Below are 24,600 nucleotides of genomic sequence, written 5' to 3' on the forward strand. Positions count from 1 at the left end.
GCCACGCTTCGGCGAGGAAACTTGAACAGTGAGTTAGCTCAAAACTTGTCATTCCGAGTTTATTCAATCTCACTAATGTAGGCTTTTTTATATATAAATTTTAACAAACATGGACATAGTAACGATCATCATTTCAGGAATTATAGGTATTGTAGGAGGTTTTGGAATAGCCAAAATAATTGAAAAAAGCAATATTTCTAATTTAATCAAAAACGCTAAAAAAGAGGCTTCATCAATCTTAAAAGATGCTAATCTTGAAGCTGAAAACATAAAAAAAGATAAAATACTTCAAGCAAAAGAAAAATTTATTGAATTAAAATCAGAGCATGAGCAAGTAATTCTTTCTCGTGATAAAAAAGTAGCTGAAATTGAAAAAAGAATTAGAGATAAAGAATCTCAAATTTCTAATGAATTATCAAAAGCAAAAAAAGTTAATGATGATTTCGAATCAAAAACTTTAGAATACAATTCAAAAATAGAAATTCTAGACAAAAGGCAAGCTGAAGTTGACAAATTACACAAAAGTCAATTGCAACAACTGGAAGTTATATCCGGTTTATCTGCCGAGGAAGCTAAAAATCAATTAGTAGAAGGATTGAAAGCGGAAGCCAAAAGCAAAGCTATGTCGCATATTCAAGATACTATTGAAGAAGCTAAATTGACAGCACAACAAGAAGCGAAGAAAATCATTATCAATACAATTCAAAGAGTTGGAACTGAAGAAGCAGTAGAAAACTGTGTTTCGGTATTCAACATTGAATCTGATGATGTAAAAGGTAGAATTATTGGTCGTGAAGGTAGAAACATCAGAGCATTAGAGGCAGCAACTGGAGTTGAAATAATTGTAGATGATACACCAGAAGCAATTATCCTTTCTTGTTTTGATCCAGTACGTAGAGAAATTGCACGTTTGGCTTTGCACAAATTGGTAACTGACGGAAGAATTCACCCAGCTCGAATTGAAGAAGTTGTTGCTAAAACAGCCAAACAAATTGACGATGAAATTATAGAAGTTGGTAAACGTACCGTCATTGATTTAGGAATTCATGGATTGCATCCTGAATTAATTAAAGTAGTTGGGCGTATGAAATACCGTTCTTCTTATGGACAAAATTTATTGCAACACTCCCGTGAAGTTTCTAAACTTTGTGGAATTATGGCTGCCGAATTAGGTCTGAATGTAAAATTGGCTAAAAGAGCCGGTTTATTACACGATATTGGTAAAGTTCCAGATGCAGAAAGTGATTTACCTCACGCCTTATTAGGAATGCAATGGGCTGAAAAATATGGTGAAAAAGAAGAAGTTTGTAATGCAATTGGAGCGCATCATGATGAGATAGAAATGAAATCTTTATTATCCCCGATTATTCAGGTTTGTGATGCTATTTCAGGCGCTAGACCTGGCGCAAGAAGACAAGTATTAGATTCCTATATCCAACGTTTAAAAGACCTTGAAGAAGTGGCTTACGGATTTAGCGGTGTAAAAAACGCCTATGCTATTCAAGCCGGTAGAGAACTTCGTGTTATCGTAGAAAGCGAAAAAGTTTCAGATGATAATGCTGCTACTTTATCTTTTGAAATATCACAAAAAATACAAACAGAAATGACTTATCCTGGTCAAGTGAAAGTAACTGTAATTAGAGAAACTAGAGCGGTAAATATTGCAAAATAATTCGCTTTAAGCTCAATTTGATAATACATAAAAAGACTTATTGATTCAAAATCGGTAAGTCTTTTTGCATTATCTATTTCCTATCATCGGTAAACCGCAACTATAATCTTAACTCTTTCTGGGATGAAAAGTATTAAGTATTTCTGTCAAAAATTTTCTGTCGAGATGCACATAAATCTCCGTGGTAGTTATCGACTCATGACCCAGCATTAATTGAATAGAACGTAAGTCAGCACCATTTTCCAGTAGATGAGTCGCAAAAGAATGCCGCAACGTATGTGGACTAATATTTTTATTCAAATTTATTTTAACAGCTAAATTTTTAATAATCGTAAAAATCATGGCCCGAGTCAATTGTTTACCTCTTCTGCTTAAGAATAAAGTATCTTCAAATCCCCTTTGAATACCCAAATGTGTTCTAATATTATTTTTATAAATTTCAATATATTTTTGGGTCAAATCCCCAACAGGCACAAAACGCTGTTTATTTCCTTTACCCGTAATTTTTACAAATCCTTCATCGAAAAATAAATCAGAAATTTTCAAAGAAGTCAATTCCGAAACTCGAAGCCCACAGCCATAAAGCGTCTCCAAAATAGCTCTATTACGTTCTCCTTCGTTAGATGTTAAATCTATACCGGCTATTAGTGAATCAATTTCATTAGTAGTTAATGTATCTGGAAGTTTTCTTCCCGTTTTGGGCGTTTCAATCAATTCAAGAGGATTAGTAGGACGGTAATCCTCAAAAATTAAATAGCCAAAAAAACTTTTTAATCCAGAAATAATTCTGGCTTGAGAACGAGGATTAACTTGTTTTGAAACATCATAAATAAACTGCTGCAGTGTCTCCTCTCCTATTTTTATTGGAGAAACTGCAATTTCATTTTCAGTAAGAAATAAACGTAATCGATCAATATCGAAAGAATAGTTTTCGATGGTATTCTTAGATAAACCGCGCTCGATTTTCAGATATGATTGATAACCTTTGATGTATGAATTCCAATCCATGGTTACAAAGTAAAGACTTTTTTAGACATAAAAAAACCTCCTGAATAAGAGGTTTTAAAATATTTTATAAAAAAGAATCAGAATTTTTAACCAAGACCAACATATAAACCGCTGAGTTTACTGCTAGAATTATCATCTATAACCTTTAGGAAATTATTCAAACTTAAATTATATTTTGCAGCAAATGAAATGTTTTTTGTCACATCATATGAAAGTCCAAAATCTAAGATAATGTTGACCGAATTATTTTAATTTGAACTGGTAAAAAAGCCCAAATTTGGTTTCGTTCAAAGTTTGCTATTATCAAAAATTTTATATTTAGCATTGCTCAACACTTGCACTTGATCTAAGCATTTGATAAAGACATACAAAACTTCAGGTCGAAGATGGAATTTCCTGAAGAGTTCCGGATCAGCAAATCCCCCGATATAAATCCCAGTTTTCGTCTCGGCTCCAGAAACATTTGCATGTGTAAATTTAGTTGAAGCAAAATCAGATACTGCCTTTAAATCATATCTGACGTCTTGGGCATTTGCGAATCCAAAAATAACTACTGCCATTACAGTTACTATAATTTTATTCCTCAATTTCTATTACTACGGTTATTGAATTAAAAAATAAAACAAATAGGACTTCTATTTACCCCATTTTCCACCACCAATATAAAACCCTACATGTATTCCCATATATGAATTAGAAACTGTCCCTCTATTGTTCCCATTCATACCATGTAAAGTGGATTCCGGTACCAAATTATATTCCAGCCCCATTCTAAATTTCCCCCACTCAAAACCGCCTCTAACTAATCCGCCCAAACTACTTGTTGCATCTAATGTGACATTATTTGAATTATTTATATCATCAAACTGAACATTCCCTACAGTATAAAACCCTAAACCCCCACCGAGATATGGAACAAAAGTTTTTCCTGATTTGTTAAAGTAATAATCATACGTTGCAACGTACGAACTATTAGCAGAAACTTTGGCGCTTGTGCTAACACCCGAATCATTAACATCTCTAACCATTCCTGCAACGCCTATTCGTAAACCCACATTCATGTTGTCTTTAATATTATATTTTGGCTCAACAGAGAATAATACACCAGCTCCATTTGACGCTGGAACAAAGCCAAAATCTAAACCAACTCTGAATCCCCCCTCTTTCTGAGAATAACCAATTGTTACTACTAAGAGTAAAGTAGCTAATAAAATAAATTTTTTCATATGGTTTTAAATAAATTTTAATATTTTTACTACAAATTTAACAATAAATATTAACAATCAAAATCTATTATAAATTGTTTTTTTACCAAAAAAAACCTTCCGTTGCGACGAAAGGTCATTAAATATTTTTTTTTTAAAAACTTTAGAATTTGTAACCCACCGAAATTTGAAAAACAGAATTTTTACACTCTGCTTCTCCTGGAAATAAATCTTTTTGTATTCTTGATAAGCCTAAATTATAACGTGCGCCGAACATAAATCTTTCAGCAAAATAATAGCTGGCTCCAAACCCCAAACTTACATCTGTTGATTGTATTTCATCTTTAATATCCTCAGATACTCCTCCAGACTTAGCTTTGGCAGATACAAGAAACCCAATTTGAGGACCAAATTCAAGACTAAAGGTATTAGCCACATAATATTTGGCCATAACTGGAATGTTGATATAATCTAATTTTAAATCTCCATTGTCACCACCAGACTCTAATTTAACTCCTTGTGCGGAATATAGCAATTCAGGCTGAATGGCAAATTTATCACTTATCATAAATTCTGCGAAAAAACCAACGTGAAATCCTATTAAAGATTTTGAATTTACACCATCTTGATTAGCATTAGTAATTGAGGAAACGTTCAAACCTCCCTTAACTCCAAAAGACATATCTTCCTTGTCTTGAGCATTCACAAATCCAACTGTGAAAACTGTCACTAATAATAAAGTAATTTTTTTCATGATTAATTATTTAAAATTTATACACACAAAGTTAAAAAAACCAAACTTTGATTTATCAATAATAACTTAAACTCGTTGATTATCAATATACTAAGATTAATAACTAACAAAACAACAAAAGGTAAGATTTAATTTTCAATTTTGGCATGAAAAATGCAATACCACAATAAACAATTATAATATTTGGTGATAATAAATAGTAGTAATAGAAAAATGCTCATCAGATACCCTTATTTTTGTTTTTTAAATATTTCTGACAATTGTTTTGTTTACTAATAATGGCAATAATTGTCAAAATGAAGAGTTTTAAGTATAAATAATTAATACAAATTAAATACCATTTTATGAAAAAGACAATCTTATTTACCGTTTTACTTGTTGCTATATCGATGAATATGCAAGCGCAGTTAGTTAAATTTGGAATTAAAGCTGGAGTAAATTATGCCAATCAAACTGGTTCAGATATTACAGTAAACAGCACTAATTACCAAACAGATGCTATTACAAGTTATCATGCAGGTTTAATTGCAGAAATAAAACTCGTAAACAGTTTCTCTGTACAACCTGAATTGCTATATTCTACACAAGGTGCTACTTACAAAAATGCTACCGAAGAATTTAGAAATGAATTAGGCTATTTATCAATTCCAGTTTTAGCAAAAATCAATTTGAATAAATTTGTCAGCCTTGAACTAGGACCCCAAGCTTCTTTTTTATTGAGTGAAAGAAACAATTTTAATGTGAAAGACGCCAATACTTTTGATTTTGCAGTTGTTGGTGGTTTAGGACTAAATATTACTAAAAATTTATTTATTCAAGGACGTTACGGTTTAGGCTTAACAGATGCCTCACAAGATGCGCAAGTTAAAAACTCTGTTGTTCAAATTTCAGCAGGTATTAAGTTCTAAGAAAATTAAAATAAATATATTTATTAAAACCGTTTCATAAATAGGAACGGTTTTTTTATTTTTACAAAAACAAGCACAATGAAAATCAGTATCATTAATGGGCCTAATCTTAATCTTTTAGGAAAAAGGGAACCAGAAGTTTATGGAAATCTAACTTTTGAAGAGTATTTCACTACAGTACAAATTAAATTTCCTGCAATAGAATTTACCTATTATCAAAGCAACATAGAAGGGGAATTAATAGATAAAATTCAGGAATTCGGTTTTTCTTTTGATGGAATTATTTTAAATGCCGGTGCTTATACGCATACATCTATCGGTATTGGTGACGCTGTAAAAGCCATAACCACACCTGTTGTTGAAGTGCATATTTCAAATACATTTTCTCGCGAAAGCTTCAGACATCAATCCTATATTTCCGGAAATGCTAAAGGAGTTGTTCTTGGATTTGGTTTAAAAAGTTATGAATTAGCAATACAGTCGTTTCTATAGTTTCACTATCAATACAATAAAAACCCTCAAAATCATGTAACATTCCTTACAATTAAGCGTCATACAAAAAACTCAATTATGAAGATTGCTTACTTGTTCCTTCTATTATTCTTATCTTTTTATTCCAATGCCCAAATCAAAGGAACCATCACTGACGTAAAAGGAAATCCATTACCTTATGTAACTATTTTTCAAGAAGAAACCTATAACGGAACGACTTCAAACGAACAGGGAAAGTACGAATTGAAAATACGAAAAACGGGCAGCTATATTCTTGTTTTTAAATTTTTAGGTTACCAAACTAAAAGAGAAATCGTTAGCATTAAAGAATTCCCATTTCTTTTAAATGTAACTTTATCAGAAGAAAACTTCACTTTAAATGAAGTTATAATCAACAAAAAAAATAATCCTGCCATAGCGATTATAAAAAATGCCATTGCATCCAAAAAAGAAAATTCGGAAAAAACAGCGCGATTCACAGCCGATTTTTATTCCAGGGGATTATTCAAGATCAAGGATTTACCCAAGAAAATAATGGGAATGAAGGTTGATATAGGCGATAACATGGCTTTGAATCTTGATTCAACGGGAAGCGGTATTTTATATTTATCGGAAACGGTTTCAAAAATAGCTTTTGAAAAGCCCAATAATTTAAAAGAGAAGATTGTTGCTTCCAGAATTTCAGGAAATAACAAAGGGTACAGTTATAATACAGCAAAATCATCTACCTATGATTTTTACAATAATACTTTAGAGTTTGGAGTCAACATGATTTCGCCCATTGCCGATAATGCTTTCAATTACTACAAATTCAAACTTGAAGGCACTTTTTTTGAAAACAATCAGCAAATCAATAAAATAAAAGTTACCTCAAAGCGTGATAAAGAACCCGTTTTTGAAGGATATATTTATATTATCGATGATAGTTTCGCAATTTATGCCGTAGACCTTGACATAAAAGGATATAGAATGAAAAATGAATTTACTGATGTAATGACCTTAAAACAAAACTTCAGTTACAATTCCAAAAACAAAATTTGGTCAAAAAATTCTCAAAGTCTGGCTTTTAATGCTGGAGCATTTGGAGTAAAGTTTTCTGGAAAATTCAATTATGTGTATAGTAATTATGAATTCCCTCTTTCTTTCGAAAAGAAAACCTTTGGGAATGAAATTTTGAGTTTCGAGACAAATGCCAATAAAAAGGAAGATGCCTTTTGGAATAACATCCGGCCAATTCCTTTGACAATAGAAGAAAGTAACGATTATATTAAGAAAGACAGCCTTCAAACCATCAGAAAATCCCAAAAGTATATGGATTCAATTGATGCGAAAAACAATAAATTCAAATTTATGGATTTAATAATGGGTTACGATTACAAAAACACTTTCAAAAAACATTCCTTTAAATACAATGGATTATTGGATTTGAGCTCGTTAAGTTTTAATACCGTTCAAGGTCATAGTCTTAGTTCTGGTTTTTCATTCAAAAATTGGGATGAAGAAAAAGGGAAAAACACTTCGATAAGTACCACTATCAATTATGGTTTTTCAGAAGATCGACTGCGAGTTACCGGTGAATTAAGCCATCGATTCAATAATCAGGATTATGCAACCTTAAACTTATCAGGAGGAAATACAGTTAAACAATTTAATGCCGAACAACCCATCAGTAATATTATAAATTCCATAAGTTCTTTAGCATTTAAGAACAATTATATGAAACTGTATAATCTTGAATTTGCAGCAATAAGCTATAGCCAAGATATTGCTAATGGTGTAAATCTAAATGGAAAAATAGAATACCAACAACGAAAACCATTATTCAACAACACTGATTTTTCTTATTTCAACAAGAACGATTTATACAGTTCGAACAACCCTTTGGCACCGGCTGATTTCACTAGTTCAGCTTTTGAAAAACACCATTTAACGAAAGTTAATTTGCTGGCAAAAATCAATTTTGGGAATAAGTATTCCTCCCGCCCCGATGGCAAATTCAACATTAGAAATAATAAATATCCAACGCTTTATTTAGGCTATGAAAAAGCAATTGCGGCCAACGAAAAGAAGTACGAATTTGACCATTTCAACGCCCGATTAACGTACGATTTAACATTGGGGAATAAAGGAGTTTTAGGATTAAATCTAAAAGTAGGAAAGTTTCTGAATGCGGATAATATTGCTTTCATAGATTACAAACATTTCAATGGTAACCAAACGCATATTGTTCAAACAGAACGTTATTTGAATGTTTTTAATTTGCTACCGTATTATTCTAACAGTACAAACGACAGCTATTTTGAAGCTCACATTGAACACAATGACAAAGGATATATTATGAATAAAATTCCTATATTGAACAAATTGAAATCTACTTTAGTGATAGGATTTCATACCCTTGCCATACCAAATTCGAAGCCATATTCTGAATTTACTGCTGGTCTAGATAATCTTGGTTTTGGAAAATTTAAGCTATTTAGAGTTGATTATGTTCGTTCTTACCAAAACGGTTATAAAGGCGATGGGGTTGTTTTTGGTTTAAAGATCCTAAATGTTCTGGAGTAATTTTTAGATTCTTTTATAAATGAAAAACGGAGCAGCTTTCAAAAACCTGCTCCGTTTTTATATTTTATAATCCTTGTCAATTACTTCTAATATGCTTTCTAATGGTTTTCACCAGGTTCAACATGAATTAAAACATGTCCCAATTCCGGTAGTTTCTCCGTTAAGGTATCTTTTAATTTATGAGCTAGCTCGTGTCCTTCTTTTACAGTAATATTCGCATTTACAATGGCATGCAAGTCTACATGATATTTCATACCCGCTTTTCTGATAAAACATTTTTCGGTATCGATAATTCCTTCTACTTGCTGAGATACTTCTCTAATTTTTTCAATTAAATCATCATAAACATGCTCGTCCATAATTTCTCCAAGTGCAGGTCTAAAAATCAAATAACTGTTAAATAAAATGAAGCCTGATGCAAAAAGTGCAGCCCAATCATCAGCCGACTCATATCCTTTTCCTAAAATTAAAGCAATAGAAATTCCAATGAAGGCAGCAACAGAAGTAATAGCATCGCTTCTATGATGCCAAGCGTCAGCCTTTAAAGAGGAACTATTAGTCTCTATACTCCTTTTCATTACTACTCGAAATGAATATTCTTTCCAAATAATTATTGCTCCAAGTACATAAAGCGTCCATGATTTAGGCAAATCATGTGATGTCCCAATATTATTGATACTCTCATACGCTATAATTGTAGCTGAAGTAATTAAAAAGCCAACAACCAAAAAAGTAATTAAAGGTTCCGCTCGGCCATGTCCGTAAGGATGATTTTTATCCGCTGGTCTGTTAGAATACTTGATTCCGAACAATACTAAAAATGACGCGAAAATATCGGTCGTAGATTCAATTGCATCTGCTATCAAAGCATAGGAATTTCCAAAAAAACCTGCTAAGCCCTTTATAAGTGCCAAACTTATATTTCCAACGATACTAAAATAAGTAGCTTTTATTGCAGTCTGTTCGTTTGACATAATTGCTGTTGAATTTTAAAAAATTAAAATCGTTTAAATAAACCTAATTGAATGTCTCTATTCAGAATCTCTCAGGTTTACTTAAACGATTTTTATAATAATTGTACGTTTTATGCTCGAATAATATTAGCACCAATGGCTCTTAATCGTTCGTCAATACGTTCGTATCCTCTATCTATTTGTTCTATATTTTGAATAGTACTTGTTCCTTTTGCAGAAAGGGCTGCAATCAATAAAGAAATTCCAGCACGAATATCTGGTGAAGACATAGTTGTAGCTTTCAACTGTGATTTAAAATCGTGTCCCATAACAACCGCTCTATGCGGATCACACAACATGATTTTTGCTCCCATGTCGATCAACTTATCAACGAAAAACAATCGGCTTTCAAACATTTTTTGATGAATTAATACGTCACCTCTCGCTTGTGTAGCTACTACTAAAACAATGCTCAACAAATCCGGAGTAAATCCTGGCCAAGGCGCATCTGCGATGGTAAGAATTGAGCCATCAATATCCGTTTTTACTTCATATCCATCAACGTGAGCTGGAATGTATATATCATCCCCACGACGTTCCAGAGTAATACCAAGTTTCCTAAATGTATTAGGGATGATTCCCAGGTTATCCCAACTTACATCTTTTATCGTAATTTCAGATTTTGTCATTGCTGCAAGACCAATCCAACTACCTATTTCAATCATATCAGGAAGGATTCTATGCTCGCAACCGCCTAAACTTTCAACCCCTTCAATTGTCAATAAGTTAGATCCTACACCTGTAATTTTAGCTCCCATGCAGTTCAACATCTTACACAATTGTTGCAGGTAAGGCTCGCATGCAGCATTATAAACGGTTGTTTTCCCTTTGGCCAAAACCGCAGCCATAACTATATTAGCGGTTCCGGTAACAGATGCTTCATCCAATAACATATCAGCACCTTTCAATCCTTTAGGCGCTTCTACTCCATAAAAATGGTCTTCTCTGTTGTAACGGAATTTAGCTCCAAGATTGATAAATCCTTCAAAATGAGTATCCAATCTTCTACGACCTATTTTATCACCACCTGGTTTTGGAATATATCCTTTTCCAAATCGTGCCAAAAGTGGTCCAACAATCATAATAGATCCACGAAGAGAACCGCCTTCTTTCTTGAATGCTTCAGTTTCTAAATACTGTATATTCACTTCATCAGCTTGAAAAGTATAAGAGCCTGATCCTGTTTTTTGGATTTTCACTCCCAAATTACCTAAAAGCGTGATTAGTTTATTGATGTCAATAATATCGGGAATATTATTAATGATCACTTTTTCAGGCGTCAAAAGAACGGCACATAAAATTTGTAACGCTTCATTTTTGGCTCCTTGTGGCGTGATTTCTCCCTTTAGAGGAATGCCTCCTTCTATTTTGAAAATTCCCATTTTTTACAGTTATGAGTTATAAATTATTAGTTAAGAGTTAAAAAGTTACGAGCTAAAAGTAATGCAGAAAAAATTCAAAACTTATAACTCCTAATTTATAACTGACTTACAAAGGTTTTCTGTTTTGGTTTTTGTGAATAGGGTTGGGTTTACCAGTTTTTAAATTCTTGTTACTAAGAATTTTTGGCTGTCCAACTGGTAAAATTTTATTAGATACTCTTTTATTGGTTCGTAATAAATCGGTTGTATTCAGCAGTTCTTCTGTACTTTGAATTAAATTCAATTTTCCATCGGAAAGTTCATATAAATGTTCGAAAATAACATCATCCTTTACGGTGTCTTTGTTCCAACTCAAATATGATTTCTTCATGTGATTAGCAATCACTTTCACTAATGCATTTTTCATTTCGCCTTCTTCCCATTTATTGGCTACGTCAATCATGTACTTTATATTGTTGCCATAATATCTGTATTTGGGGAAATTTTGAGGATATTGTAATACATCTGGTTTCAGTTGCAAAACTTCACGTGAAGGAATTGGATATGGTGAATCAGCAACCAATTTAAAATCAGACATGATAAAAATCTGATCCCATAACTTATGTTGAAAATCAGGAACATCACGCAAGTGAGGATTCAAACTTCCCATAACCTGAATGATATATTTTGCCGCTTTGTTGCGCTCCACATCATCTTCAATTTTAGTTGCCTGATCAATTAGCTTTTGCAAATGACGTCCGTATTCCGGAATAATCAAATGAGATCGCTCCGCATTATATTCCAAATGGTGGACAACATCGTTCGAGTTTTCTTTTATATATTTTGAATTCATATTCGAATGTATGTATTTTTGATTTTGTATGCTACTATTCCCGAAAATTTATAATCATTCGAGTGTACCATTTCAAATTCATTTCTTATTTACAATGAAACAATACCTTTTATTGTAGAAACTTCTAGGTATTTATCTACTATTTCTTGTGCATCTTTAACAGTGACGTCAACAGATATACTGGTGAATTTTCCAGTTTTGGATTTAGTAGTTTTTATAACTGCACCCATACAATCAAAAGACAATTCTACGCGCTCCACGTTATCATTTTCAGTAGGTACAATAAACTTAAACAAATACAATGCTGGCCATGTATTACTCATATCCAACTCCACTTTTAATCTCTCGTAAAATTCTTCAGTCTTTTTGTCCATTTTTCTTTTAAAAATAAAGGCAAATATACGGTTTCAAAAGTAAATTATGAATTTTGAATTATGATTTTTTGCCTAATATTATTTTAATAGCAATCAATTTTTTAAATCCCGATAAGTTTAAGTAAATTTGCGCCTTATTTTTTAAAAGTGCAGAAAGAAATCATAGTTATCATTGGCGGTCCTGGAACAGGGAAAAGTACTATCATAGACGGATTGATAGCTAACGGATATTGTTGCTACCCCGAAATTTCTCGGGAAGTAACCTTGGAAGCTAAAAAACAAGGAATTGAGCAGTTGTTTCTAGAAAAACCATTGTTATTCAGCGAATTATTGCTGGAAGGAAGAAAAAAACAATTTCAAGATGCTTCCCAAGAACCTCATGAAATTGTATTTATCGACAGAGGAATTCCGGATGTTTTAGCTTATATGCACTACATCGGGGACAGTTACCCTGATTTTTTTGATGCTGCCTGCCGAGATCATACCTACTCGAAAATCTTCATTCTTCCGCCTTGGGAAGACATATACATTAGCGATGGCGAACGTTACGAAAACTTCGAACAAGCCAAAATCATTTATACGCATCTTGCTGAAACCTATCAAAACTATGGCTACGAACTTATAGAAGTGCCAAAAGATACTTTAGATAACAGAATTCTTTTTATCTTAGATGAAATTTCTAAATAATTTACGAATTACAATTTGGGATTTACGATTTTTTTCATCTAGTATAACTTAAAATCTGATCCCGAAGTCTCGGGACTGTAATCTATGCAAGAAGCAGTAGCTATTCTTCAAAAATATTGGAAACATGATAAATTTAGGTCACTGCAAAACGAAGTTATTAATTCAGTTTTAAGTGGTCAAGATACTTTTGCATTAATGCCAACCGGTGGCGGAAAATCAGTGTGTTTTCAGATTCCAGCGATGATGAATCAAGGCATTTGTTTGGTGATTTCGCCTTTGGTAGCTTTGATGAAAGATCAAGTCGCTAATTTACAGAAGCGAGACATAAAAGCGATTGCTCTAACGGGAGGCATACGATCTGAGGAAATGATTGATCTGCTGGACAATTGCCAATTCGGAAATTATAAATTCCTTTACTTATCACCAGAACGACTGCAGTCAGATTGGATATTAGAAAGAATAAAAAACCTTCCCATAAACTTAATCACCATAGACGAAGCACATTGTGTTTCGCAATGGGGACATGATTTTCGTCCTGCCTATTTAAAAATTTCTTCCTTAAAAACACATTTTCCAAAAGTACCTTTCTTGGCTTTGACAGCAACGGCGACTTCAAAAGTAAAGGAAAATATCATCAACGAATTAGGATTGCACAACCCACAAATTTTCGAAAAATCATTTGCAAGGGAAAATATCGCCTATATGGTCTTTGAAGTAGAAGATAAACTTTTTAGAATTGAACAAATACTGAAGAAAAATCCGCAACCTTCCATCATTTATGTGCGAAACAGAAAATCGTGTTTAGATGTTTCTGCGCAACTACAGTCTTTAGGTTTTAAAGCAACTTATTATCACGGCGGACTTTCGTCCAAAGAGAAAGATAAAAATATGCAATTATGGATGAACGATGAAGTACAAATAATTGTTGCCACGAATGCTTTTGGAATGGGAATTGACAAATCCAGTGTAAAAACGGTGATTCACATTCAACTACCGGAGAATTTAGAAAATTATTACCAGGAAGCCGGTCGCGCGGGAAGAAATGGCGAAAAAGCATTTGCTGTTCTGTTGACAAGTCCTTCTGATATCATTCAGACGGAAAGCCAGTTTATAAATATTCTCCCTGATAAAAAGTTTCTGAATCAAATGTATGTGAAGCTTTGCAATTATTTTCAAATCGCATATGGAGAAGGAATTAACGAACAATTCACTTTCAATTTGAATCATTTCTGTTTAAAATATGGTTTTCCTATCTTGAAAACGTACAATGCCATGCAATTTCTGGACCGACAAGGCATTATTACTCTTTCTCCGGAATTTTCCGAAAAAATCACCATTCAATTTTTAATTTCATCCAAAGAAGTGATTCGTTATATGAGTTTAAATTCGAATGATGAGGAAATTATTTTAGCAATATTGCGAACGTATCCGGGAATTTACGAAATGCAAACCGCTTTTAATTTAGAATTGATTGCAAAAAAATCGAATCATGCTACAGCAGAAATACATGCCGTTTTAAAAAAATTAAAAGAAAAAGGCCTTATTGAATACCATTCGAAAAATAATGATGCCACATTAATTTTCAACGAAGTTCGGGAAGATGAAAGAACAATTAGCAGAGTTTCTAAATATTTAGAAAATCAAAATCAATTAAAAAAGGACCAACTCAAAGCTGTACTTGATTATATTAATGAGAAAAAGGTTTGTAAAAGTAAATTAATTTTGAACTATTTTGGCGAAAAAGCCAATACTGACTGTGGTATTTGTTCGTATTGCATCACAAAAAAACAGCGAAAACCAGATGTTATTTCACTAGCAAAAGAAATCATTACTTTATTACAAACTGCGGATCTAAATTCTAGAGAAATACAGGATAAAACTAAAAATAGTCCTGACAATATTATTTTTGTATTGCAACATTTACTAGAAAACAACGCCATACTTGTACAACCAAACAATAAATATACTTTAAAATCATAATGGAAAAATTACGAATTGTTTTCATGGGAACACCTGAATTTGCAGTTGGAATTCTGCAGACCATAATTAAAAACAACTATGAGGTTGTTGGCGTTATTACAGCTGCAGACAAACCGGCAGGTCGGGGACAAAAAATAAAATACTCCGCTGTAAAAGAATTTGCATTAGCAAATAACCTTACTTTATTACAACCTACAAATCTAAAAGACGAAACTTTTTTATCCGAATTAAAATCCCTGAATGCCAATTTACAAATTGTAGTTGCTTTTAGAATGCTTCCAAAAGTGGTTTGGGAAATGCCTTCACGGGGTACATTTAATCTTCACGCTTCTCTCCTACCCAATTATAGAGGTGCTGCGCCCATAAATTGGGCAATTATAAATGGAGAACCAAAAACTGGCGTAACTACTTTTTTTATCGACGATAAAATTGATACGGGGGCTATGATTTTAAGTTCAGAAATCGAAATTGGTGAAACTGAAAATGCAGGAGAATTGCACAATCGATTAATGGATTTGGGAAGTACTACCGTTATTGAAACTTTGGAAATGATTGAAAAAGGAAATGTAACGACAATTATTCAAAAAGATGATGCTGATATTAAAACGGCATACAAGCTAAATAAAGAGAATTGCAAAATAGATTGGACAAAATCAGCTTCAGAAATAAATAACTTGATTCGAGGACTGAGTCCTTATCCGGCAGCTTGGTGTTTCTTTGGAGACAAAAATGAAGAGTGGAATGTGAAAATTTATGATGCAAAAGTTATTTCAGAAGACCACTCCTATTCCATTGGTCATTTGGTTTGCACCAAAAAAGAAATAAAAATTGCTGTAGCAAATGGATTTATTCAAGTATTAAATTTACAATTTCCCGGAAAAAAAAGGATGACTACAGCCGAGTTACTAAACGGAATTTCTTTTACTGAAAATTCAAAAGTCTATTAACCTCAGCAAAATGGGTGTTTATCGATGATTTTAGCACTAAAAATAGCGTTTTATGAACAAAAAAAATAAGTTATCAACAAAACTAACTAAAAACAGCTAAAACACTTGCAAGGAACGTTTTTCCTATTAAATTTGTGTATTAACAAATATTTTTAACCAACAATTAATAACTATTCATTATGAACAAATCAGAATTAATCGATGCTATGGCTGCTGATGCAGGAATTACAAAAGCTGCTGCAAAATTAGCTTTAGAGTCATTTTTAGGAAATGTGGGCGGTACTTTGAAAAAAGGTGGAAGAGTATCTTTAGTAGGTTTTGGATCTTGGTCAGTTTCAGCTAGAGCTGCAAGAGACGGTAGAAATCCTCAAACAGGAAAAACTATTCAAATCGCTGCTAAAAATGTTGTGAAATTTAAAGCTGGCGCAGAATTAGAAGGAGCAGTAAACTAGTTTAAGTTTTCCAATATAATAAAACCTTCCACAGGAAGGTTTTTTTATGCACTTTAACGACTTTATTTGGAGTTTTAATGAATTTATTCTTAAATTTAATTACTTAAAAAAGACAATGTCATGATCTCAGAAAAATTAAGAAAAGGACATCTACTTATAGCAGAACCTTCTATAGTTGGCGATTTATCATTCAATAGATCCGTAATTTTATTAGCAGATCATAATAAAGAAGGATCTGTTGGTTTTATTATAAACAAGCCATTAAAATATACCATCAATGATTTGATTCCTGAAATTTGTGCACGGTTCAAAATTTATAATGGTGGCCCGGTAGAACAAGACAATCTTTATTTCATACACAATATTCCTAATTTAATTTCAAACAGTATTGAAATTTCTAATGGGATCTATTGGGGAGGTGATTTTGAATCTACCAAAGAATTAATCAACGAAGGAAAAATCAATAAAGACAATATTCGTTTTTTTCTAGGTTATACGGGTTGGGATGAGAACCAATTAGAACACGAAATGTTAGAAAATTCATGGATTATCACTGAAAATAATTATGAAAATAAAATCATCGGAAAATCAGCAACTCATTTCTGGCAAGAACAAATAAAAGAATTAGGAGGAGAATACCTGATATGGTCAAATGCCCCTGAAAACCCCTATTTAAATTAATTTACAGTTAACATTTCATTAAGCATTTGCACTAATTGATTAGCTAGTTTGGCAGTAAACGTTTTCTTTCGGTATTTAGTAATGGGTTGTATCCCTTTTATGACATTTGTTAAAAACAATTCATCTGCTTTCTGAAGATCGAATGGGGAAATCACTTCTTCAACAACTTCTAAATCCTCTATTCTTCTTGCCAACCCCAAAATTTGTTTTCTCATAACACCGTTCAAACAACCTTCTGAAACGGGTGGTGTAATCAGTCTATTTCCAATTAGCATAAAAATATTTCCTTGCAATGCTTCGACTACATTTTTGCTGTCATTCAATAAAATACAATTGTCTAAACCATTTTCATGAGCATAAATACTTCCAGTAATATTGATAATTTTATTGGTTGTTTTTATAGAAGATAGTAGTTGCTTCGTCACATAAAAATCTTTGTAAAGATCTACTTCATATTCCTTTTGTTCAATAGAATAAGAGGCGTTTTCTAATGCAACGGTATGTATCAAAAAGGAAATACTGTTATTGCTTGGTAAGTAATAGCCCCCATCATTTCTATAAACCGTAATTCGAGCACGAGATGAGTCCGACAATGAATTATTTTTAACCAATGACAGAATTTGTTCTTCTAAATATTCCATGGTGAAATTCATGGGTATTTCCATTCGGACCACCCGCATAGAAGCCATCAATCTAAAATAATGATCTTCTAAAAATAGAATTTTATTGTTTATTATTTTAACCGTTTCAAAAACAGCATCACCATATAAGAAACCGCGATTTTGTGTCAGTATATTAGCGTCTTTTGACACCATAGTTCCATTAAAATTAATCATAAAAAAAGCCCTAAATTTATTCAGGGCAAATATAAGTCATAAAATAAGATTAAACTATACAGAACCTATAAGATGTTTTAAATCTGAAATTTGATTTTCCCATAGTTGAGTAGCCTCATCAACTTCATCTTTTTCAGCGAAGTCAATCACCATTAGGGAAACATCCTTAGTTAACTCATCTACCAAAATATGCAACTCAAAAAAGTATTCAGTATCTTTATTATTTTCATCTATCCATTTGAATTTTACTTTTTCACCTGACTTTTTAGAGGCAAGTCTGGCTTTTTCCTCGGAATCATTCCAAATAAAAGTAAAAAATTCACCACGAGAATTTACATTGTCGGCAAACCATTCTGATAGACCAGATGGAGTCGATATATATTGATATAATAATTGAGGCGAGGAATTTATGGGGAACTCGATTTCGTAACGTACTTTTTGATCCATGAGCTACATTTAATTTTTCTGAAATATATAGAATATAAGTCCGAAAAAAAAGCATTTTTAAAAATATTTTTTTTTCTTTAAAAAACGCTTGCAAGCTGTATTATTATTTTTATATTTGCACCCGCATTCAGGGATGGTTTACCACCCTAAATCATGGCGAGATAGCTCAGTCGGTTAGAGCGCAGGATTCATAACCCTGAGGTCCCGAGTTCAAATCTCGGTCTCGCTACCAAAGCAAAAACCCTAACAGCAATACGTTAGGGTTTTTTTATGCTTAAAATTCAACTGATTCTTCAGACCTCAACCCCAGGAGTGACGAAAAGGAGTGACGTTTTATGTTCCAAAAACAGAAATTTTCAACGCTCCTTCTTCAATTACACTTAAAATAGTTGGGTCAATATAATACCTTTCGAGTATCTCATAAGTTGAATGTGATGATAAAATACACGTATCTTTGTTCATAACTGCATTCACCCAAGATAAATAAGTTTTCCTTAAATTCTTAAAACTTACTTTTTTATCAATATTTGCCATTTTTTTATAATGAGTAAATCCTTTAGATAAGTCATTCATTATAGTCTTTTTTAATATTTGTCTCTCTGGAAAAAGTATAAAATCATCTGTTTGCTTTTTATCATGATAACCCAATTTAAGTAGTAAGTTCATCAAATCCGTATTTATTGGAATATATTTCCAATAATCCTCAGCAGTTAATAATTCGACTTTTATATTTGTAATTTTAAAAAACTTAACGCCTCTCACATACTTAAATATATTACTCCATTTTAAGTCAACAACTTCTTCCCTACGGCCACCAGTTAGCAAGGAAAGTTTAAAACCTTGAACAAAATAATTCCTGTACATATTCTTTTTTTCCCTTTTCCAAAATAAAGGAGAACTTGAACTAATTCGCCTTATTTCGGAAATGGGTAAAATTTTTGATATAGAATTTTCAATAGAAACAGAAGCTCTTGCAGAGGGCGGAATTCTAAGATGGTCAAACTCTCACTGAAAAACGAAAACAAAAAAGCTACGTTAACAATTGCGCTGTTTACTGCTTTGGTAATTGCAACTGTCGCAACACCAATAACTACTGCCCTATCAAAAACAACTGAAATAGTAGTAGAAAAGTTTTTTGAAGATGAATCTGATAGAAGAGAAAAAGAAGTTGAAATTGATGGAAAGGAATTAGAAAATGAGAGTAAAAGACTTAAAAATGAAGAACAAAGACTGAAAAATGAAAAAATCAAGCAAGAATTAAAAGACGTTGTTATTAAAATAGATTCTAATCAAAAAATAAAAAAGTACAAGTCTAATTTTTATGAAGAGATTGAAAAAGAAAAACGAATTCAAAAAATCTTATTTGCCGTTGAGGATAATTACAGATTGCCTATTTCTAAAGAACATTATATTTTACAAGAAAATTGCAAAGAATACATTTTACCATCTAATGAAATCGAAACAGAACCAATTGAAGATGCAGTAATAGAAATTATATCTCCTGTGTTAAAAAAAGGTAATTACAAATGGAAAGGAATTTATAATAACAATGCCATTTCATTTGATATGAAATCCAATGAATTTAAAACACTAATTCAAACAGGTAAAATCGAATTTAAAAACGGCTCAGCTATTAATTGCGTTCTCAATATAAAAAAAGAATTGGATAATGACGGAAATGAAAAAATTATTGCATCTAATATTTTGAGTGTTAACCATTATTTTGAAAACGATAAACCAGTTGAAACTCCAGAAAGAAAGAAACAAAGGAAAAAAAGAGAAGCAAACGAAAATCAATTGAATATTTTCGGAAACGAATCCTAAAATATTAGTTTCTGTATCAAAACTCGAAGTGTATCAATATTAATCCTTAACAGGTTTGTGTGATACACTTTTTTTGTATCACTTTTTTTCTTTGATTTATTTCGATATTTAATTTGCATATACTATGTTTGTTTATACAAATAGATCAGTCATGCAAAACGCAATTAGCATCTCCAACCCTAATAGATAATTTACATAAACTAAATTTCATGGATTCGGATACCTTTATTTTCTGCCTCGAAGCTGTTCCCGATATAGAAACAGCCACCACTACTGAAGTGGTAAAAAACCTAGAACAATTAGCTTTTCAACAAGGTATTACAAGCATTTATAAAACTTGCGATACTATTGAGGGATTAGAAGAAAGTTTAAATGCATTACTCTATGAGGATCATAATTTTATCAATTATGAAATAATTTATTTAGTCATGCAAGGCGAAGGAAATACTATTTGCCTCAATGAGTATTATTACAGTTTAGAAGAAATAGCGGAGCTTTTTGAAGGAAAAATGAAAGGTAAAATTTTGCATTTTGCCAATGCAAAGGTATTGGACTTGAGCCAGGAAGAAGCGCAATACTTTTTAGATGTTACTGGTGCGCGTGCCATTTCTGGTTATGGCGCAGCATTCAATACAACAACGAGCAGCGCCCTAGACAAAGCTTTCTTTAGCTTATTCGAAGAACAGGATAATGTTGTCGAAATTGTAGAAGAATTATTTCAAAAACATTATTCCCTCTGTAAACTACTCGATTTTAGATTGTATTATTAAATATGAAATCAGTCTGTCGATGTCACCGTCCCCACTATGTACATAAATTGAATTCTCTGCAGTTCCAGTTTTTTTTGATCCTTAGAGACAAAAAATAACCTTGTATGAGATATCATAAAATCCGTGTTTTTCGAAAAATATTTCTGGTTTTTTTATGTACTTCAACAGTAAGACCTACCGTATAACAAACTCTTAACGGGTCTTTTCTTGGCAGATAAAACCCATATTAAAAAATTCTTATATTATTTTAGAGATATAAAAAGTTTTCTACGATGCAACAATGTGGTTTCCTGCCGTGGGTACAAAAGGTACTTGTGGAACAAGTGGTACAGCAGGCAAAGGCACTACAGGAGGCAAAGGTACTATAGGAGGGACAGAAGGTTCAGCAGGCTCCGGTATTATTTGGGGTACTGGGGCTGGTGGTTGTATTGGTATTGGGGCTGGTGGTTCGGTCGGTTCCACTGGGGGCTGTATTGATGGCATTGGCTGCGTAGGTACAACAGGTTTAACCTCATCCCTATAGCGCTTACTATTTACAGTAGTTTTAAAATTAGCTTTCACAAGAATTTTTCTTCTTAATTTTCTATTGAGATTATCCGATACTTGAATTACACTTTTTTTATTAAGTAATAAGTCAACATAATTTTCTTCTTCGATTTGATTTCCAGGTTTGGATGTTTCTTTAATCGATTTGATTGTTCTTTTCATCTTGTTTTTATTTCCTGTGTTTTTTTTCCGTTTTTTACTTGTCCCAAAAACTATTAAACTCCGATAGCAAAAATTATTAAATTTAGTTTCTACACTAAGGTAGTCAATGATTTTATTATCCTTCAGTCCAAATCTGTTAATTTTAATTTAAAGTAGTTCTAATAATTTCGCAGTAGTTCTATGTTTTTAATAAGTACCCGCAAAGGGTTAGCTGTTTAATAATTCAGGATTTTATTAATGTAATCCAACGGGTAAACCATATTATAATTAGAGAACCTTTATTTCAATAAATTTCGTGCTGTACAGTTTTTCTTATGTAAAAGTCATTGCTAAGTAAATTGAATCGGCAGGAATAGCGGGCACTTTAATTTCGTGTATTATTTCTTTTTCAAGTGCAAAAAAAACATCTTTATCTTCTCCTTGCCGAAAAAGAGAACTGATTTCTTTTTCAGTCAGTTTAGTGTGTTCACTGAGCGCGTGCGCAATTCTATTTTCCATACCTTCCAGTCTGCTTAGATTTTCTTTTAACATTGTTGCGGTGCAGCTCAAATTAATATCCAAGGTGACGCCATGAAATAAAAATGATGCGCTTGGTGCAGAGAATCTTTTATCAGCACTCACAAAAATCACATTAGCTATTGAATCAATGGAACCAATATTGTGCATCGTTACAGTTAATTTACTTTTTAAAGAAATTAAAAAATTATAAAGTACAAACCCCGAGTCAACATCGCCTCCATTAGAAGATATAAAATAATAGAGTTCATTTGGGTTATGATTTTCAATAGCTTGAGTGGTAAACTTAATAAATTTATTTACTTTATCTGCGTTTATTTCGTCAAAAAAATGGATAAAAACTGTTTTGATATTTTTCATATTTCACTTATTTTCTTATGAATTTATGTATAAAAATATAGATGTTAATTGCTCCCGCTACGGTCTTAATTTTATTAAAACATTAAAGTTAATCAAAAAAAATGTAGTGTAAAATTTATTTAAAACATGAAAGACAGTTAATTTTTACTAAAATTCATGAAGCATAATTAATAAACAGTCGCACTGTTAAAAAAACCTCATTTTTTACATAACTACTTGTTTATCATTTAATTAGTATATAAATTTATAGTAATATTAATTTCAAAAAAATTACATTATGAAACCTTTAAATGCAAAAGACACTAAAGCAAAAAACGCCGTCGAATCTTCAAAAACAGAGGATGAAAAAACAACTGGCACCAACGCAACTTCTAAAACAGATGCAAAAAAAATGGACGAAAAAAGACCTGAAACTTCAAAATCTAAAAGTCATGAAAAAAAATCAGACAAAGATTCTGGAGCTCATTCAACTAAAAAACATTAATCCTATTATCAATTTTTATGGAAAATGATAATAAAGGTAATTTAGGTCAAGAGAGCCAGGATAACCAAAACCCACAAAAAGAAGCGAATTTCGAGACTTCAGATTCGGAAAACACTAGCAATCAATTGGCAGATCAATCTGATCCAAAAATGGAACAAGATCCAAAGGACATTTCAGATCAGGATCAAGAAAGAAATCCTACTAATGAAAACATTATTGAAGAATTTAAAAGTTCAACTTCTGCAATATCAGATTGGAAGAAAGAGCTTAATAATCAGGAAGAAAGCAAATCTGATTCACAAACGGACCAAATTTTTAACGAAAATCAGGAGCAACGATCTGATGAAGAACAAAATAAAGATCCGCAAAGTGCATATAATGCAGAAGAAAACGTAAGTGAAAATGAAAATGATTTAGATTCACCACAAAATAGCAATAACAATTTCAAACGGGCGAATGTAAATGATGAGGAAGATTCAGAGATTGAAGATCAAAACAAATCTCCGAAAAATTTCTTGTAAATAATACCTTTTAAACTTTATAAAAAAAAGAAATAGAATTATTGATAAGATGCATTAATTCTATTTCTTTTTTAAATAATGTAAAATCTACTAAAAAAAGTTTATAATCATATTTAATTAAGCTATCGAAACTTCTTTGTCTAAGTATATTTCCTGTACCGCATGTATGAGTTCTACACCTTCGCTAAAAGGACGCTGAAAAGCTTTTCTTCCCATAATCATTCCAGCTCCTCCTGCCCGCTTATTAATCACGGCCGTTTTTATAGCTTGCGCCAAATCATTTTCCCCTTTTGACTCCCCTCCTGAATTAATCATGCTGATCCGTCCCGAGTAACAATTCAGTACCTGATAACGGCATAAATCTATGGGATGATCGCTGGCTAATTTGGTGTACATGTCCGGACTTGATTTGGCAAATTTTATTGCGGTAAAACCACCATTGTTAGTTGGTAACTTTTGTTTAATAATATCAGCCTGAATGGAAACACCAAGATAATTGGCTTGACCAGTAATGTCGGCTGCAGTATTGTAATCGACACCATCTTTTAAAAAAGCATCATTTCTCGAATAGCACCAAAGAATAGTAGCCATACCCAAATTATGGGCCTGTTCAAAAGCCTTCGCCACTTCTATGATTTGCCTGTCGGATTCAGCAGAGCCAAAATAAACCGTCGCTCCTACCGCTACAGCACCCATATTCCAAGCGTCGCGGACACTACCAAACATGATTTGGTCGTACTTATTTGGATAAGTCAATAGTTCGTTGTGATTTATTTTTACCACAAATGGAATTTTATGAGCATATTTCCTGGATAACATTGCCAATCCTCCCATTGTAGAAGCGACCGCATTACAACCGGCTTCCAGGGCTAACTTTACAATATTTTCAGGATCAAAATAAATGGGGTTTGGAGAAAAGGAACTTCCTGCAGTATGCTCAATTCCTTGATCGACTGGCAAAATTGACAGATAGCCAGTGTTAGAAAGCCGACCGTGATTGTATAACTGCGTTAAGCTTCGAATGGATTGTGCCTTTCTATTACTTTGCAAAAAATGAGTCTCTATATGATTTGGATTCGGAAAATGAATGTGCTCTTTCGTAATTTTTGTACAGACATGATTTAACAACGAATCCTTTTCGTCCCCTAATAAATCCAATAATTGGCGTAAATCTTTCATTTT

General features: G+C 32.4%; 27 protein-coding genes and 1 tRNA gene. 14 read left to right on the forward strand and 14 right to left on the reverse strand.

Annotated elements, in window-relative coordinates; genetic code table 11:
• Positions 1 to 109: 109 nt before the first annotated feature.
• Entirely contained in the window at positions 110 to 1,672 is a 1,563-nt protein-coding gene (gene rny, locus C4S35_RS13235) for a ribonuclease Y (RefSeq protein ID WP_104000629.1), read from the forward strand.
• A 108-nt stretch (positions 1,673 to 1,780) separates the two neighbouring features.
• Here the strand turns inward: rny and C4S35_RS13240 are convergent, their stop codons facing one another.
• From C4S35_RS13240 to C4S35_RS13255, 4 genes are all read right to left on the reverse strand, one after another.
• Complete coding sequence (locus tag C4S35_RS13240) at positions 1,781 to 2,680, reverse strand: site-specific tyrosine recombinase (RefSeq protein ID WP_104000630.1); 900 nt, start codon at positions 2,678 to 2,680, stop codon at positions 1,781 to 1,783.
• A 287-nt stretch (positions 2,681 to 2,967) separates the two neighbouring features.
• On the reverse strand, positions 2,968 to 3,240 hold the full coding sequence (locus tag C4S35_RS13245; protein WP_104000631.1) for a hypothetical protein: 273 nt from the start codon (positions 3,238 to 3,240) through the stop codon (positions 2,968 to 2,970).
• 75 nt (positions 3,241 to 3,315) lie between these two features.
• A complete protein-coding gene (locus C4S35_RS13250; protein ID WP_104000632.1) occupies positions 3,316 to 3,906 on the reverse strand; it encodes an outer membrane beta-barrel protein in 591 nt (196 codons plus the stop codon).
• 142 nt (positions 3,907 to 4,048) lie between these two features.
• Entirely contained in the window at positions 4,049 to 4,639 is a 591-nt protein-coding gene (locus C4S35_RS13255; protein ID WP_104000633.1) for a porin family protein, read from the reverse strand.
• A 344-nt stretch (positions 4,640 to 4,983) separates the two neighbouring features.
• Here C4S35_RS13255 and C4S35_RS13260 point away from each other — a divergent pair, with 344 nt between their 5' ends.
• The 3 genes from C4S35_RS13260 to C4S35_RS13270 all read left to right on the forward strand — a co-directional run bounded on the left by C4S35_RS13260 (position 4,984) and on the right by C4S35_RS13270 (position 8,604).
• On the forward strand, positions 4,984 to 5,547 hold the full coding sequence (locus tag C4S35_RS13260) for a porin family protein (RefSeq protein ID WP_104000634.1): 564 nt from the start codon (positions 4,984 to 4,986) through the stop codon (positions 5,545 to 5,547).
• Between the two features lie 78 nt (positions 5,548 to 5,625).
• Positions 5,626 to 6,039 carry a type II 3-dehydroquinate dehydratase gene (locus C4S35_RS13265; protein WP_104000635.1) on the forward strand — a complete coding sequence of 138 codons (414 nt, stop codon included), beginning with the start codon at positions 5,626 to 5,628 and terminating at the stop codon, positions 6,037 to 6,039.
• A 78-nt stretch (positions 6,040 to 6,117) separates the two neighbouring features.
• The gene (locus C4S35_RS13270; RefSeq protein WP_104000636.1) at positions 6,118 to 8,604 is read left to right on the forward strand and encodes a DUF5686 and carboxypeptidase regulatory-like domain-containing protein; all 2,487 of its coding nucleotides are present in this window, start codon (positions 6,118 to 6,120) and stop codon (positions 8,602 to 8,604) included.
• 98 nt (positions 8,605 to 8,702) lie between these two features.
• On the opposite strand, the gene C4S35_RS13275 is transcribed toward C4S35_RS13270, so the two are convergent.
• The 4 genes from C4S35_RS13275 to C4S35_RS13290 form a co-directional block, all read right to left on the reverse strand.
• Positions 8,703 to 9,578 (reverse strand): cation diffusion facilitator family transporter, encoded by an 876-nt coding sequence (locus C4S35_RS13275; protein ID WP_104000637.1) that lies wholly within the window; start codon positions 9,576 to 9,578, stop codon positions 8,703 to 8,705.
• 110 nt (positions 9,579 to 9,688) lie between these two features.
• Positions 9,689 to 10,999, reverse strand: a complete 1,311-nt coding sequence (murA, locus tag C4S35_RS13280) for a UDP-N-acetylglucosamine 1-carboxyvinyltransferase (protein WP_104000638.1) — start codon at positions 10,997 to 10,999, stop codon at positions 9,689 to 9,691.
• A gap of 106 nt (positions 11,000 to 11,105) precedes the next feature.
• Complete coding sequence (locus C4S35_RS13285; protein ID WP_104000639.1) at positions 11,106 to 11,831, reverse strand: DUF4290 domain-containing protein; 726 nt, start codon at positions 11,829 to 11,831, stop codon at positions 11,106 to 11,108.
• Positions 11,832 to 11,920: 89 nt separating this feature from the next.
• Complete coding sequence (locus tag C4S35_RS13290; protein ID WP_104000640.1) at positions 11,921 to 12,205, reverse strand: DUF493 family protein; 285 nt, start codon at positions 12,203 to 12,205, stop codon at positions 11,921 to 11,923.
• 147 nt (positions 12,206 to 12,352) lie between these two features.
• Here C4S35_RS13290 and C4S35_RS13295 point away from each other — a divergent pair, with 147 nt between their 5' ends.
• The 5 genes from C4S35_RS13295 to C4S35_RS13315 all read left to right on the forward strand — a co-directional run bounded on the left by C4S35_RS13295 (position 12,353) and on the right by C4S35_RS13315 (position 16,952).
• Positions 12,353 to 12,892, forward strand: coding sequence for an AAA family ATPase (locus tag C4S35_RS13295; RefSeq protein WP_104000641.1), 540 nt, complete (start codon positions 12,353 to 12,355; stop codon positions 12,890 to 12,892).
• An 84-nt stretch (positions 12,893 to 12,976) separates the two neighbouring features.
• Positions 12,977 to 14,872, forward strand: coding sequence for a RecQ family ATP-dependent DNA helicase (locus tag C4S35_RS13300; protein WP_104000642.1), 1,896 nt, complete (start codon positions 12,977 to 12,979; stop codon positions 14,870 to 14,872).
• A complete protein-coding gene (fmt, locus tag C4S35_RS13305; protein ID WP_104000643.1) occupies positions 14,872 to 15,819 on the forward strand; it encodes a methionyl-tRNA formyltransferase in 948 nt (315 codons plus the stop codon). The genes C4S35_RS13300 and fmt overlap by 1 nt, the downstream gene beginning before the upstream one ends.
• Before the next feature lie 179 nt (positions 15,820 to 15,998).
• Positions 15,999 to 16,271 (forward strand): HU family DNA-binding protein, encoded by a 273-nt coding sequence (locus tag C4S35_RS13310; RefSeq protein ID WP_104000644.1) that lies wholly within the window; start codon positions 15,999 to 16,001, stop codon positions 16,269 to 16,271.
• A gap of 120 nt (positions 16,272 to 16,391) precedes the next feature.
• Entirely contained in the window at positions 16,392 to 16,952 is a 561-nt protein-coding gene (locus tag C4S35_RS13315; protein WP_104000645.1) for a YqgE/AlgH family protein, read from the forward strand.
• Here the strand turns inward: C4S35_RS13315 and C4S35_RS13320 are convergent.
• On the reverse strand, positions 16,949 to 17,788 hold the full coding sequence (locus C4S35_RS13320; RefSeq protein ID WP_104000646.1) for an aminotransferase class IV: 840 nt from the start codon (positions 17,786 to 17,788) through the stop codon (positions 16,949 to 16,951). The two genes, C4S35_RS13315 and C4S35_RS13320, sit on opposite strands and share 4 nt — an antisense overlap.
• A 54-nt stretch (positions 17,789 to 17,842) precedes the next feature.
• The gene (locus C4S35_RS13325) at positions 17,843 to 18,235 is read right to left on the reverse strand and encodes an START-like domain-containing protein (protein ID WP_073210168.1); all 393 of its coding nucleotides are present in this window, start codon (positions 18,233 to 18,235) and stop codon (positions 17,843 to 17,845) included.
• A gap of 155 nt (positions 18,236 to 18,390) precedes the next feature.
• On the opposite strand from C4S35_RS13325, the gene C4S35_RS13330 reads away from it, so the two are divergent.
• Positions 18,391 to 18,467: transfer RNA gene (locus C4S35_RS13330), tRNA-Met, on the forward strand.
• Positions 18,468 to 18,568: 101 nt separating this feature from the next.
• Here C4S35_RS13330 and C4S35_RS13335 read toward each other — a convergent pair.
• Entirely contained in the window at positions 18,569 to 19,099 is a 531-nt protein-coding gene (locus tag C4S35_RS13335; RefSeq protein ID WP_104000647.1) for a site-specific integrase, read from the reverse strand.
• Between the two features lie 129 nt (positions 19,100 to 19,228).
• Between C4S35_RS13335 and C4S35_RS13340 the strand changes: the two genes are divergently transcribed.
• Positions 19,229 to 20,059, forward strand: coding sequence for a hypothetical protein (locus tag C4S35_RS13340; RefSeq protein ID WP_104000648.1), 831 nt, complete (start codon positions 19,229 to 19,231; stop codon positions 20,057 to 20,059).
• A 209-nt stretch (positions 20,060 to 20,268) separates the two neighbouring features.
• Positions 20,269 to 20,829, forward strand: a complete 561-nt coding sequence (locus tag C4S35_RS13345) for a DUF6642 family protein (RefSeq protein WP_104000649.1) — start codon at positions 20,269 to 20,271, stop codon at positions 20,827 to 20,829.
• Between the two features lie 267 nt (positions 20,830 to 21,096).
• On the opposite strand, the gene C4S35_RS15515 is transcribed toward C4S35_RS13345, so the two are convergent.
• Together C4S35_RS15515 and C4S35_RS13355 are read right to left on the reverse strand one after the other, a co-directional pair.
• Positions 21,097 to 21,537 carry a hypothetical protein gene (locus C4S35_RS15515; RefSeq protein ID WP_146059551.1) on the reverse strand — a complete coding sequence of 147 codons (441 nt, stop codon included), beginning with the start codon at positions 21,535 to 21,537 and terminating at the stop codon, positions 21,097 to 21,099.
• A gap of 312 nt (positions 21,538 to 21,849) precedes the next feature.
• Entirely contained in the window at positions 21,850 to 22,413 is a 564-nt protein-coding gene (locus C4S35_RS13355; protein WP_104000651.1) for an ATP-dependent Clp protease proteolytic subunit, read from the reverse strand.
• Positions 22,414 to 22,690: 277 nt separating this feature from the next.
• On the opposite strand from C4S35_RS13355, the gene C4S35_RS13360 reads away from it, so the two are divergent.
• The gene (locus tag C4S35_RS13360) at positions 22,691 to 22,897 is read left to right on the forward strand and encodes a hypothetical protein (protein WP_104000652.1); all 207 of its coding nucleotides are present in this window, start codon (positions 22,691 to 22,693) and stop codon (positions 22,895 to 22,897) included.
• Positions 22,898 to 22,914: 17 nt separating this feature from the next.
• Positions 22,915 to 23,418, forward strand: a complete 504-nt coding sequence (locus C4S35_RS13365; protein ID WP_104000653.1) for a hypothetical protein — start codon at positions 22,915 to 22,917, stop codon at positions 23,416 to 23,418.
• Between the two features lie 117 nt (positions 23,419 to 23,535).
• Here the strand turns inward: C4S35_RS13365 and C4S35_RS13370 are convergent, their stop codons facing one another.
• Positions 23,536 to 24,597: a class I fructose-bisphosphate aldolase gene (locus tag C4S35_RS13370; protein WP_104000654.1), complete on the reverse strand. Its 1,062-nt coding sequence runs from the start codon at positions 24,595 to 24,597 to the stop codon at positions 23,536 to 23,538.
• Between the last annotated feature and the right edge of the window lie 3 nt (positions 24,598 to 24,600).

The organism is Flavobacterium urumqiense, assembly GCF_900108015.1.
Lineage (GTDB): Bacteria > Bacteroidota > Bacteroidia > Flavobacteriales > Flavobacteriaceae > Flavobacterium > Flavobacterium urumqiense.